Below are 13,631 nucleotides of genomic sequence, written 5' to 3'. Positions count from 1 at the left end.
GCCACCTCCCCTTAAAGCTTGATTTCGATGTTGACATCCGCTGGCAGGTCGAGACGCATCAGCGAATCAACAGCCTTCGGGGTCGGATCGACGATGTCGATCAGACGCTTGTGCGTGCGCATTTCGAAGTGCTCACGGCTGTCCTTGTACTTGTGTGGCGAACGGATAACGCAGTACACGTTCTTCTCCGTTGGCAGCGGCACTGGGCCGACTACGGTTGCGCCTGCGCGCGTGACCGTCTCAACGATCTTCCGGGCCGAAACGTCAATGACCTCGTGGTCATACGACTTCAGCCGGATGCGGATTTTCTGTCCCGCCATGGCGTCATGCCTCTTTCTGTTAGCACTATCTAAAGTTTCTGTGCCTATATACGGGTCCTTGCAGACCGGCACGCCTTGCTCTGCGGCTGAATCCGGATCAGATCCGGGTTCCTCACCCGCAGGAGGCTCCGACCCCCGCGCTCGGGCGTGTCGTGAAATTTTCAGTCACAACACTCCCACAAAGTTTTCACTTTATCGAAGGGCCTTATAGTTTGAAGCAGTCGTATCGATCCCGAACCCCAGGCATTATCCTGCGTGAGAGTCGATCCCGGTCGTTCAAACCAGACCGGTTACCCCATAAATGGGGACCGGGTTGCATTGAAGCAACTTATCTAGTCTGACAGGTCGGCAACGATCGCGCAAATCTTTTATGCCTATCCGCGCCCGTGATCTTGACCTCACACCTGGCGCGGCCCGTCCTGCCCGGACGGCTCCTGCCCCGCGGGGATCGGTGGATCAACAGGGTTTTGCGGCCTCACCGGCAGCGAATTCTGCTTGTCGACCTTCACCAGCTTGAAGACCGCGGCCGCAATCAGCCCCAAGCCAATGACCACCAGCCAGAGGAATGCCAAATCGCGCAGGAACCACAAGACGGACAAGGTGATAGCCGCCGCACCCCACCAAATGAACAGCCGCTCCCCCAGCTTCAAGCCCCAGGCCACCAATCCACCGAAGAAGACCAGGCCGATCGCCTGCGCAACACCATTGGATTGGACCAGTGCGGCGAGCAAGGCCAGGCTGCCGGCCACCGAGGCGGCCAGCAGGTATGTCCTCTCCAATCGCGCGTTGGCCCTGATATTGCGCCACGCGACCAGCACTACTGCAACAATGCAGGCGTAGGCCGCCAGGTTGCTGGCCCGCGGTGTGCCAAGGATCTGGGCATAGCTGCCCAGCGCCAGCAGCGCTCCCACGAGGATGAAGCCGTCCACCGCGTAGGGCACCAGCCGCCGCGGAAGTTCAAAGAGCCGCACCAGCACCGTAACGCCGAAGACCAGCAGCGCTCCGCCGGCCACCTGCCAAATCGCACCGCCATCCAGATGGGCGATGCCACCGGCCAGCAACAGGGCCAGGAGCATTGCCGCGAAGTACAAGCGCGAGGCGCTGCCGGGCGGATCGGCATGGAGGTAGCCGAATTCCGGATAGCCGGGAATTGGGTCCTTCATTCGCCCGTGGAAGATTGCCAGCAGGTACAGCGCGAGGCCCGCGCCAACCAGCGCCCATGCGGCATCCATCGGTGCTAGCACCACTGCCCCACCGGCTTGCCGCACCTCGAAGACTGCACGCAGGATAGCGACGCACAGCATGATGGCGGCTCCGGCCGCGTACCAGGCGCTCTTTCGCGTGTGCACCAGCAGGATGAAGCCGAGGGCCAGCAGCAGGTGCGCACCCACTGCCCACCACGACCCCGCCTGCCACGCGGCGGCCCACGCCGCCGGAAGGAAGATGGCCAGGCCCAGGGCTATCGAGTACGACTTGTTGGCGCGCAACCGCCATTCAAGCACGAGTGCCGCCAGGCTCAGGGCCAGCAGCATGGCGCAAGCAACCTGGGAACTCCACCACGTAGAGCGGACCCATCCGGTCGCATCTTCCATGGCCAGTGCCGGAATGCTGATCAGCAGGATCAGTGCCAGGATCGGGGCAAATAGATAGAGCTGTCGCTTGGCCACCGTCAAGCTGGTCTCGGCCTTGAACGCGGCCAGCCCGTGCAGCCCGAAGAATAAGCAGGCCAAGAGGATCGTTCCCCGATCCATGCCGCCCGCGAACTGCCCGTAGGCCAGCGTCGCCACTGGAATGCCAGCCAGCAGTCCCACTGCCATCCAGCGCAATTCCCGGCGCAGTGCTTTGCCGTCGCGGATGCTAGCCAGCAAGCGGAGCAGCTGCGGGACGGCTATCGAAACCAGCAGCAGGCAGAACCGGCCGTGGATGTCGAATTCCATGCTGTAGGCAATCCACCACACCATGGAACTGAAGAGCATTTGGGCCAACGCTGCATAGAGGATCTTCCACCGCGCATTGGTGCTGCGGCGCAAGCTCCAGATGAAATAGCCCAAGGTTGCCGCCCCGATGAGGATTGCCAGCGGCCAGATCTCCTTGCCGAAGCTGAGCGCATAAAGCCCGATCAGCAGGCAGGCCGCAATGACATTGATCGGCTGTTCCAGCTCGGGGCGCTGTGCAGGAACATCGCGAAGCCGCCAACCCGAGGCAATGACCAGGCCAACTGCGAGCACAAGGCCAGTGATGAACCACGCCAGGCCGCCGATACCCAGGAACACCACGGTGCTTTCGCTGGCGTAGGAATAGTCGCCAGCGGTTGTCAGCAGGCGCAGGCTGAAGAGCAGCACCACGCCAAGCAAAGCCGAAGCGCCCACCCGTCCCAGCCGGTGCCCCTGCGCCATGCCGGAATCCAGCACGGCACGGCTCGCCAGATTCGCCGCCCACAAGATGAACAGCACGAAGAGCACCGCAATCAACGGGGATGAGCCGTCAGGATTTCCATAGTCCCCAGCCGTGAGCTCATCAAGCGCAGCACCAAGCACGCCTGCGCCAACCAGGGTAACGACCCAGCGCGCATGGAGCGTCATTTCCCTGCGCAGGTTCCGGGCGTTGCGCTGAGCCAGCGAAAGCCCGAGCAGGGCCAGGGCGAATACCACCAGCGGGCGCCAACTGTGGTTCTGCATATCTACCAGCGCCACCAGGGGAAGAACCGCGATGACTCCAACTTCCAGCTTGGCGCTGCGCAGCAAGCCGGGAATGCCCAGCGCCATGAAGATCGGAACCGCGATGTAGCTGAGCACGAAGGTCTCGAAGCCCTGCGCGTAGAGAAACGCGCCGATCACCGAAGCCACCGCTAAGCACCACAGCACCGCACGTTCACTTTGCAGGTGCCTGCGCGCCAATCCCAGCCTCTGCTGGTAGCCGGTGGAGCAGAGCAATACCGCTACGGCTTGGAGCCCGAAGGCGAAGGCGAGCACCAGCCAGCTGCTCGTTGCGGAGAAACCGAGGTAGTTGCAGCCGGCCACGAGCATCGCCATGAAAGCAGCGCGGGCAGCGTAGGTGCGCAGCAGCCGCAGGTTGGGCAACAGCCTGACACTGAGCAGCAACTGGGCGGTGAGCAACGCGAAGATCCAGAACAAATCCCGGCTGGCGAGCATCTCCAAGAGGATCACCGACAACGCAAAGACAAACGCAGGCAGCAGCTGCGCGGTGCCGTGCAGGGCCCGGAAGAAGATTGAGTGGCGGATCCTTTCGCTGCGTACCGCCAAGAGCATCAGCGCAATAGAGAGCACCAGCAGGATCAGCATGTAGTACAGGACGCCACGCTGCATCGCGGCCGCGCCGGCCATGGCGGTGCTGACCAGAATCAGCACGGCAACCCACGCCAGAACACGGGACTTGAACGTCAGTGTTGCGTAGCCCACGGCTAATGTGCCGATGGCTGAGAAAACCAGCCAGGTCGCCGGGCCGGATATGTTCACCGTGCTGTAGGTAGCGATGGCGCACAGCGGCAACAAAGCCAGCCCGGTGCCGGCAAAGGCGGCTCCTGCCGGACGCAAGGACGGTTTCACTGCGAAGGTGACCAGGCCTCCGCCGTAGAAAGCGGCAGACAGCAGGAATAAGGCGATGAGCTTTGACAGTGGCGGAAGCGCGAAGCTCAGGAAGAGTGCGCCGGCGGCAACGATCATCAGGGCCGCGACGTACAGCGTGATGTTGATGTTGCGCAGTTCGCGCTCGCGTTTGGTGAGCACCTTGATTGGCTTAACCGGTGCAGCAGGCTGGAGGGTGGCCGTGGGGAGCGGCGCGCGGTACGCGCGGGCAGCACCGGCCGCCGCTGGCTGGAGGTATGGCTGGCTGGAAGGTGCCATCGATGCGGCCGGCGCTGCATCTTTGCGGCTTGCAGGCTGCGCTTCGAGCGGCTGTGCGGGGACCCCCGGCGCTTGGGCAGCAGCCGGTGCCGAGGCACCCGGCGGCCCGGGTTGCCCCAGGTACTTCACTGCCTCGTCGTAGCCTTGCTGCCACGCTTCGCCCAGCGCATCAAGCTGCTGCTGGCTTTGTGATTTATCCCGACTCCCCTGGCGCCGGCCGAGGCCGAAGGCCAATAGGACCAAGATGATAGAAACGATGATCCAGCCCATCATTGATGCCACTCCCCCACTTAGCGAATTGTCGCGCCCTCCAATTAGACCACCTTCTAGATATATTCACTAGCTGGGGCTCGTATTTAACGAAAAAAATCCCCCAGCACAAAAGTGCTGGGGGATTCTTTTCAGTTCACTAGGGAACTACCTCATCAAGTAGAGACTACTTGGTGATGGTGGTTACCTTGCCCGAACCAACGGTGCGGCCGCCTTCGCGAATTGCGAAGCCGAGGCCCTCTTCCATGGCGATTGGCTGGATCAGCTCAACCGACATTTCGGTGTTGTCGCCAGGCATAACCATTTCGGTGCCCTCTGGGAGGGTGATAACGCCGGTTACGTCGGTGGTGCGGAAGTAGAACTGCGGACGGTAGTTCGAGTAGAACGGGTTGTGACGTCCGCCTTCGTCCTTCGACAGGATGTAGACGTTAGCTTCGAAGTTGGTGTGTGGGGTGATCGAGCCTGGGGCTACGATGACCTGGCCACGCTCAACATCGTCGCGCTTCAGACCGCGAAGCAGCAGACCACAGTTCTCGCCAGCCCATGCTTCGTCGAGCTGCTTGTGGAACATCTCGATACCGGTAACGGTAGTCTTCTGGATTGGGCGGATGCCAACAATCTCAACTTCCGAGTTGATAGCCAGGGTGCCACGCTCGGCGCGACCGGTAACAACGGTACCGCGGCCGGTGATGGTGAAGACGTCTTCAATTGGCATCAGGAATGGCTTGTCGCGGTCGCGAACTGGGTCTGGAATGAAGCTGTCAGCTGCATCCATCAGTTCCTCGATAGCTGCAACCCACTTTGCGTCGCCTTCCAGAGCCTTCAGGCCCGAAACGCGGATCACTGGAGCGTCATCGCCATCGAAGCCCTGCGAGGACAGAAGTTCGCGAACTTCCATCTCCACGAGCTCGAGCAGCTCTTCGTCATCAACCATGTCCGACTTGTTCAGTGCAACCATCAGGGTTGGAACACCAACCTGGCGGGCCAGCAGAACGTGCTCGCGGGTCTGAGCCATCGGGCCATCGGTAGCGGCAACAACGAGGATTGCGCCGTCCATCTGAGCAGCACCGGTGATCATGTTCTTGACATAGTCAGCGTGACCTGGAGCGTCTACGTGTGCGTAGTGGCGCTTCTCGGTCTGGTACTCGATGTGCGAGATGTTGATGGTAATACCGCGCTGGCGCTCTTCCGGTGCCGAGTCGATGTTAGCGAAGTCGCGCTGTTCGTTCAGGTCTGGGTACTTGTCAGCCAGAACCTTGGAGATTGCCGCGGTCAGAGTGGTCTTACCGTGGTCAACGTGACCGATGGTACCAATGTTGACGTGCGGCTTGTTGCGCTCGAACTTTGCCTTTGCCACAAGTTCCTCCTAGAAACATTTACAGAAGACATTCTTCGTCTGCGCGGTTCGCAAACGAACTAGAAATAGTCTACTGGGGGCTTGGATAATTTAGGAAATTCCGGTCCTCTGCGGGGCCTGCATTGTGATGCAAATCCCTCGTTGGCCGTTTGCGGTGCCGGCTCCGTTTTTCAACAGAACCGGCCCGCGATCGGCCACTTCCCCGCTAAGGGGGTCACGGCCAGGTTTTTATACCGAGACGATTACTCGCCGCGGGACTTCTGGATGATCTCGTCGGCAACTGCCTTCGGGACCTCAGAGTAGCTGTCGAAGGTCATCGAGTAAACTGCGCGACCCTGGGTCTTCGAACGCAGGTCACCAATGTAACCGAACATTTCCGACAGTGGCACACCAGCGCGGATGACCTTGACGCCAGCAGCGTCGGACATCTCGCTGATCGAACCACGACGGGAGTTCAGGTCGCCGATAACGTCGCCCATGTACTCTTCCGGGGTACGGACTTCAACAGCCATCAGCGGTTCAAGCAAAACAGGGTTAGCGCGGCGTGCGCCTTCCTTGAATACCTGCGAACCAGCGATCTTGAAGGCCATTTCCGAGGAGTCAACATCGTGGTAAGCACCATCGATGAGGGTAGCCTTGACACCGACCAGTGGGTAGCCTGCGAGGATACCGTACTGCATTGCGTCCTGGATACCAGCGTCAACGGATGGGATGTACTCACGAGGAACACGACCACCGGTCACGGCGTTCTTGAACTCGTAGGTGACGCCGTCAACAACTTCTAGAGGCTCGAACGAGACCTGGACCTTTGCGAACTGACCCGAACCACCGGTCTGCTTCTTGTGGGTGAAGTCAACCTTCTCCACAGCCTTCTTGATGGTTTCGCGGTATGCAACCTGTGGCTTGCCAACGTTTGCTTCCACACGGAATTCGCGCTTCATGCGGTCAACCAGAATGTCCAGGTGAAGCTCGCCCATACCGCCAATGACGGTCTGGCCGGTGTCTTCGTTCAGGGACACGGTGAAGGTTGGATCTTCCGCCGACAGCTTCTGGATAGCGGTCGACAGCTTTTCCTGGTCACCCTTGGTCTTTGGTTCAATGGCCACAGAGATCACGGGATCCGGGAAGCTCATCGATTCGAGAACGATTGGGTGGGCTGGATCACATAGGGTGTCACCGGTGGTGGTGGCCTTCAGGCCGATCACAGCGTAGATGTGACCTGCGTGGATCTCGTCTACCGGATTCTCCTTGTTGGAGTGCATCTGGAAGAGCTTGCCTACGCGTTCCTTCTTGCCCTTGGTGGAGTTCAGCAGCTGTGCGCCGGACTCTGCCTTGCCGGAGTAAACGCGGATGAAGTTCAACTGGCCGAAGAACGGGTGAGCGGCGATCTTGAACGCAAGTGCCGAGAACGGTGCGTCCTCCGAAGGCTCGCGGGTCAGCTCAACTTCTTCGTCCTTCGGATCGTGACCGATGGTGGCGCCAACGTCCAGTGGGTTCGGCAGGAAGTCGATGACTGCATCCAGCATTGGCTGAACGCCGCGGTTCTTGAAGGCCGAACCACAGAATACTGGGTAAGCTTCCGAGTTCACGGTCAGCTTGCGGATGCCAGCCTTGAGTTCCTCAACGGAGATTTCTTCACCTTCGAGGTACTTCTCCATGAGCTCTTCGGATGCCTCAGCGACATCTTCAACCAGCTTGGCGCGGTACTCTTCAGCACGCTCAACCAAGTCGGCAGGGATTTCGCGGGTTTCGTAAGCAGCGCCCATGGTGACGTCACCCTTGGAGTCGCCTTCCCAAACGAATGCTTTCATGGACAGCAGGTCAACGACACCGGTGAACTCGGACTCGGAGCCGATTGGCAGCTGCATAACCAGCGGCTTGGCACCAAGGCGCTGGATGATGGTATCTACGGTGAAGTAGAAGTCAGCGCCCAGCTTGTCCATCTTGTTGACGAAGCAGATACGTGGAACGTCGTACTTGTCAGCCTGGCGCCAAACGGTCTCGGACTGAGGCTCAACGCCTTCCTTGCCATCGAAGACGGCAACGGCGCCATCGAGCACGCGCAGCGAGCGCTCCACCTCAACGGTGAAGTCAACGTGGCCCGGGGTGTCGATGATGTTGATCTGGTTCTTGTTCCAGAAGCAGGTAACAGCAGCGGAGGTAATGGTGATACCGCGCTCTTTTTCCTGTTCCATCCAGTCGGTGGTCGAAGCACCGTCGTGGGTTTCACCGAGCTTGTGGTTCACACCCGTGTAGAAAAGGATGCGCTCAGTAGTAGTGGTCTTACCGGCATCGATGTGAGCCATGATGCCGATATTGCGGACCTTGTTAAGGTCAGTAAGCACGTCCTGTGCCACGTTGTCTCCCTATAAGGTGAGGCCGGAATTGCTGGGCATCGGTTGATGCCCAGCTTTTCCGAGCGGTTCTTACCAGCGGTAGTGTGCGAAGGCCTTGTTGGACTCGGCCATCTTGTGAGTGTCTTCGCGACGCTTCACAGCGGCACCCAGACCGTTCGATGCGTCCAGGATCTCGTTCATCAAACGCTCGATCATGGTCTTCTCGCGGCGAGCCTTCGAGTAGCCAACCAGCCAGCGCAGAGCCAGTGCGGTTGCACGGCCTGGCTTGACCTCAACAGGAACCTGGTAGGTAGCGCCACCGACGCGGCGGGAACGAACCTCGAGGGCTGGACGGATGTTGTCCATAGCCTTCTTGAGGGTCGAAACAGCGTCGGCGCCGGACTTTGCTGCGGCACCTTCGAGTGCACCGTAAACAATGCGCTCTGCAGTGGACTTCTTGCCGTCTACGAGAACCTTGTTGATCAGCTGGGTGACCAATGGGGATTCGAAGACTGGATCAGAAACTAGTGGGCGCTTTGGCGCCGGACCCTTACGAGGCATTACTTACCATCCTTCTTTGCACCGTAGCGGGAACGAGCCTGCTTACGATCCTTCACACCCTGGGTATCCAGAGCACCACGAACAATCTTGTAGCGAACACCTGGAAGGTCCTTTACACGACCACCGCGAACGAGCACGATGGAGTGTTCCTGCAGATTGTGTCCGACACCTGGAATGTAAGCGGTCACTTCGACGCCACCGGCAAGGCGCACACGTGCGACCTTACGCAGAGCCGAGTTTGGCTTCTTCGGGGTGGTGGTGTACACACGGGTGCACACGCCACGGCGCATTGGGTTGCCCTTAAGGGCAGGGGCCTTGGTCTTGACGACCTTAGGCGAGCGGCCCTTGCGGACCAGCTGCTGAATAGTAGGCACTTTCGTGTCCTTCCATTGTCTAAGTTCTTCGGCAACACGACGAAAACGCCTAAGCCTAGAAAAGTTTTAGCGCTTCGCAATGTAGCTAGCTGCTTGCTTTACCGCGCACTCAGAATCAAAAGTCCCTAGGCGTGCGAAAGTGTGGCATTCGTTGCGCAACCTACCCGCAACCCGGACGGAGTCCATTTTGCCACACATAAAACAATTGATCTCAGTCTAGCATTAATCCACCGAGCCACCATGTACAGTAAGCTATCTCACCGACCAGGCCACTCTTGGCCCCCGCCGCCATCGAGACGGTTTGGGTAGTGACTACGCTATCGACCCCAGCTGAACGCCACGGGACCGCCAGATGAAAACCACCTGAATCCGCGGATGTCCGCTGCCGGCTTGCCAGCGGATCCGCATCAAGGCGAATACTAGTTCCTAAATCTCCCAGTGGATTCATCGACTACTATTTTCACCCCGTGTTGCGCGCAGGCCCCGGAACGCAGACCACTGGGAACTGTGGCGGTTAAACGCCCAATGCCTGCCCGCACAGTGTGCGGGCAGGCATTGGGTCAAACTACCTTACGGTGACAGTGCTTCCGGTTTAGCGGAAGTCCGAGCCGTGGTCGTAGTCGTCCATCGAGATGGCACGGAATTCAGGCGACAGCCCGCCTTCCAGCGCATCGTCGTACAGGCCCGAAGAGAAGGCCGAGGTGCCGGTGAACAAAGTTGCCTTTGCTTCATCGGTTGGCTCGACGTTGACCTGGGTGTAGCGATCCAGACCGGTACCGGCCGGGATCAGCTTACCGATGATCACGTTTTCCTTCAGACCGCGCAGTGGATCTTCCTTGCCTTCCATCGCAGCCTGGGTCAGGACGCGAGTGGTTTCCTGGAAGGAAGCAGCCGACAGCCACGAATCGGTGGCCAGCGATGCCTTGGTGATGCCCATCAGCTCGTCACGGCCGGCAGCTGGACGCTGGCCTTCCGAAACGGCCTTGCGGTTCGCAGCGGTGAAGCGCGAACGATCGGCCAACTCGCCTGGCAGCAAGTCGGTCTCGCCGGACTCGATGACGGTGACGCGGCGCAGCATCTGGCGGACGATGACTTCCACGTGCTTATCGTGGATGCCTACACCCTGGGACTGGTACACATCCTGGACCTCGCGGACCAGGAACTTCTGTGCCTCACGTGGGCCGAGGACTCGAAGAACCTGCTTCGGATCCAAGGTACCGCTGGTGAGCTGGGTACCGGCAACGATGCTTTCGCCCTCTTCAACCAACAGGCGAGCACGGCGCAGAACCGGGTAGGCCTGCTTCTCGTCGCCGTTGTCTGGAGTAACTACAACACGCAGCTGCTTCTCGTCGTCTTCGATCGACACGCGACCGGCAACCTCGGACATCGGAGCCACACCCTTAGGGGTACGGGCTTCGAACAGTTCCTGGATACGAGGCAGACCCTGGGTGATATCGTCAGCCGACGCTACACCACCGGTGTGGAAGGTACGCATGGTCAGCTGGGTACCAGGCTCGCCGATGGACTGCGCGGCGATAATGCCAACAGCCTCGCCGATGTCCACGGTCTTGCCGCTGGCCAGCGAACGGCCGTAGCACAGAGCACAGGTTCCAACAGCCGAGTCGCAGGTCAGCACGGAGCGAACGCGGATTTCATCCACGCCTGCAGCGTACAGCTCGTCGATCAGCACGTCGCCGACATCCGAACCGGCGGTAGCCAGCACGGTGCCTTCAGCGTTCTTGACGTCGGTAGCCAGCGTACGGGTGTACGCCGAGTTCTCCACGGTCTCGTGCTTGACGCGGATGCCGGCAGAGTTATCTGCAATGGCAACGGTCAAGCCGCGCTTGGTGCCGCAGTCCTCTTCGCGAACGATAACATCCTGCGAAACGTCCACCAGACGACGGGTCAGGTAACCCGAGTTAGCGGTCTTCAGCGCGGTATCCGCCAGGCCCTTACGGGCACCGTGGGTCGCGATGAAGTACTCCAGAACCGACAGGCCTTCACGGTAGGAAGACTTGATCGGGCGAGGAATAATTTCACCCTTAGGGTTGGACACCAGACCACGGATACCCGCGATCTGACGCAATTGCAGGTAGTTACCACGAGCCTTGGAAGTCACCATTCGGTTAATGGTGTTCAGCTCTTCCATGCCGTTCTTCATTGCCTCGGCAACCTCGTCGGTAGCCTTGGTCCAGATGTCGATCAGGTCCTGGCGGCGCTCGGTATCTGCAATCAGGCCCTTGTCGTAGGAAGCCTGGACCTTGGCGGCCTTTACCTCGTAAGGAGCCAAGATGGCTGCCTTATCCATGTTCGAGGTAATGTCCGAGATCGCCACGGTGACACCCGAGCGGGTCGACCAGTAGAAACCGGCGTCCTTCAGGTTATCCAGGGTAGCTGCGGCAATGATCTTCGGGTAGCGCTCTGCCAGATCGTTGACGATCTCCGAGAGCGCATCCTTGCCCGCTACGGTGGCTACCCATGGGTAGTCCGCAGGCAGGGTGTCGTTGAACAGCACCTGGCCAAGCGAGGTATCCAGCAATGCCGGGGTACCTGGCTCCCAGCCCTCAGGGGCTGGCTGGTCTGCGGAAGGAACGAAGTTCTCCACGCGGACCTTGATCGGTGCGTTCAGGTGCAGTTCGCCCAGATCCTTGGCCATGATGGCCTCGGATACGGTAGCGAACACGCGGCCGGCGCCCTTTTCGGTTGCACGCTTGGTGGTCAAGTGGTGCAATCCGATGATCATATCCTGCGAAGGCTGTGCCACTGGGCGGCCATCGGAAGGCTTCAAGATGTTGTGCGAGGACAGCATCAAGATACGGGCTTCAGCCTGTGCTTCTGGGCTCAGCGGCAGGTGAACTGCCATCTGGTCACCGTCGAAGTCAGCGTTGAACGCGCCGCAAACCAATGGGTGCAGCTGCAGGGCCTTGCCTTCGATCAGCTGTGGTTCGAAGGCCTGGATACCCAAGCGGTGCAGGGTAGGTGCACGGTTGAGCAGTACCGGGTGCTCGGTGATGATCTCTTCGAGAACATCCCAAACCTGCGGGCGGTAACGCTCGACCATGCGCTTAGCCGACTTGATGTTCTGTGCGTGGTTGAGGTCAACCAGGCGCTTCATCACGAAAGGCTTGAACAGCTCCAGGGCCATCTGCTTTGGCAGACCGCACTGGTGCAGCTTCAGCTGCGGGCCGACAACGATGACCGAACGGCCCGAGTAGTCAACGCGCTTGCCCAGCAGGTTCTGGCGGAAACGACCCTGCTTGCCCTTGAGCATGTCGCTCAGGGACTTCAGCGGGCGGTTGCCCGGCCCGGTCACCGGACGGCCACGACGGCCGTTATCGAACAGCGAGTCAACAGCTTCCTGCATCATGCGCTTTTCGTTGTTCACGATGATCTCTGGCGCACCGAGATCAAGCAGGCGCTTGAGGCGGTTGTTGCGGTTGATCACGCGGCGGTACAGGTCGTTCAGATCCGAGGTAGCGAAACGGCCACCGTCGAGCTGGACCATCGGGCGCAGTTCTGGCGGGATCACCGGAACGGCGTCAAGGACCATGCCCTTAGGCGAGTTGCCGTTGACAAGGAACGCGTTGACGACCTTCAGGCGCTTGAGCGCACGAGCCTTCTTCTGGCCCTTGCCGTTTTCGATGATGGTCTTCAGCTCTTCAGCTTCAGCCGCCAGATCGAAGTTCTCAAGGCGCTTCTGGATAGCTTCTGCACCCATGGAGCCTTCGAAGAACAGTCCGTACTTCTCACGCATGGTGCGGTACAGGCCTTCGTCGCCTTCGAGGTCGGCGACCTTCAGGTTCTTGAAGCGCTCCCAGACCGCACGCAGGCGCTCGGCTTCGGCCTTGGCGCGCTTGTCGATCTGCAGAACAGTCTTCTCGGCCAAGGTGCGGGCCTTGTTCAGCTCGGCATTCTTGGCGCCGTCAGCTTCCATGCGCTCCAGCTCGGCTTCCAGGTCGGCTGCAACAGCCTTCTTGTCAGCTTCCGAGTTGTTCGCAAGGTTGCGCAGTTCCAGGTCGTGCTGGGCCTGCAGGTTAGGCATTTCGGCGTGGCGGCGTGCTTCGTCGACACCGGTGATCATGTAGGCAGCGAAGTAGATGACCTTTTCGAGGTCCTTCGGAGCCAGATCGAGCAGGTAGCCCAAGCGCGATGGAACGCCCTTGAAGTACCAGATGTGGGTCACAGGAGCTGCCAGCTCGATGTGGCCCATGCGCTCACGGCGTACGTTCGCGCGGGTCACCTCGACGCCGCAACGCTCGCAGATGATGCCCTTGAAGCGCACGCGCTTGTACTTGCCGCAGTAGCATTCCCAGTCGCGGGAAGGGCCGAAGATCTTTTCGCAGAAAAGACCGTCCTTCTCCGGCTTCAGGGTGCGGTAGTTAATGGTTTCCGGCTTCTTGACCTCGCCGTAGCTCCATCCACGGATTTCATCCGCGGTGGCAAGGTTGATTCGCATGAGGCCGAATGAGGAATCGCTGGACATATGGTCCTTTTCTCTCTTCTGTGGTGTCTGAAGTCGATACGAATGAGGGTGGGAATTTGCCGCCGCT

General features: G+C 59.8%; 7 protein-coding genes. All 7 read right to left on the bottom strand.

Going from position 1 to position 13,631, the window contains the following annotated elements:
- Positions 1 to 11: 11 nt before the first annotated feature.
- The 7 genes from rpsJ to ACIOJF_RS01275 all read right to left on the bottom strand — a co-directional run bounded on the left by rpsJ (position 12) and on the right by ACIOJF_RS01275 (position 13,564).
- Positions 12 to 320, bottom strand: coding sequence for a 30S ribosomal protein S10 (gene rpsJ, locus ACIOJF_RS01305; protein WP_013349689.1), 309 nt, complete (start codon positions 318 to 320; stop codon positions 12 to 14).
- Positions 321 to 718: 398 nt separating this feature from the next.
- A complete protein-coding gene (locus ACIOJF_RS01300) occupies positions 719 to 4,465 on the bottom strand; it encodes a hypothetical protein (protein ID WP_402741109.1) in 3,747 nt (1,248 codons plus the stop codon).
- 154 nt (positions 4,466 to 4,619) lie between these two features.
- A complete protein-coding gene (gene tuf, locus ACIOJF_RS01295) occupies positions 4,620 to 5,810 on the bottom strand; it encodes an elongation factor Tu (RefSeq protein WP_105657666.1) in 1,191 nt (396 codons plus the stop codon).
- 242 nt (positions 5,811 to 6,052) lie between these two features.
- Positions 6,053 to 8,167 carry an elongation factor G gene (gene fusA, locus ACIOJF_RS01290; RefSeq protein ID WP_105657667.1) on the bottom strand — a complete coding sequence of 705 codons (2,115 nt, stop codon included), beginning with the start codon at positions 8,165 to 8,167 and terminating at the stop codon, positions 6,053 to 6,055.
- Between the two features lie 69 nt (positions 8,168 to 8,236).
- Positions 8,237 to 8,707, bottom strand: coding sequence for a 30S ribosomal protein S7 (gene rpsG / locus ACIOJF_RS01285; RefSeq protein ID WP_096256908.1), 471 nt, complete (start codon positions 8,705 to 8,707; stop codon positions 8,237 to 8,239).
- Positions 8,707 to 9,081, bottom strand: coding sequence for a 30S ribosomal protein S12 (gene rpsL, locus ACIOJF_RS01280; RefSeq protein ID WP_013349694.1), 375 nt, complete (start codon positions 9,079 to 9,081; stop codon positions 8,707 to 8,709). The genes rpsG and rpsL overlap by 1 nt, the downstream gene beginning before the upstream one ends.
- A 592-nt stretch (positions 9,082 to 9,673) precedes the next feature.
- The gene (locus ACIOJF_RS01275) at positions 9,674 to 13,564 is read right to left on the bottom strand and encodes a DNA-directed RNA polymerase subunit beta' (RefSeq protein ID WP_105657668.1); all 3,891 of its coding nucleotides are present in this window, start codon (positions 13,562 to 13,564) and stop codon (positions 9,674 to 9,676) included.
- Positions 13,565 to 13,631: the final 67 nt, after the last annotated feature.

The organism is Glutamicibacter sp. NPDC087831, assembly GCF_044742845.1.
Taxonomy (GTDB): domain Bacteria; phylum Actinomycetota; class Actinomycetes; order Actinomycetales; family Micrococcaceae; genus Glutamicibacter.
The sequence above is the reverse complement of the archived record's forward strand: the minus strand, read 5'-3'. Positions and strand labels throughout refer to the sequence as shown.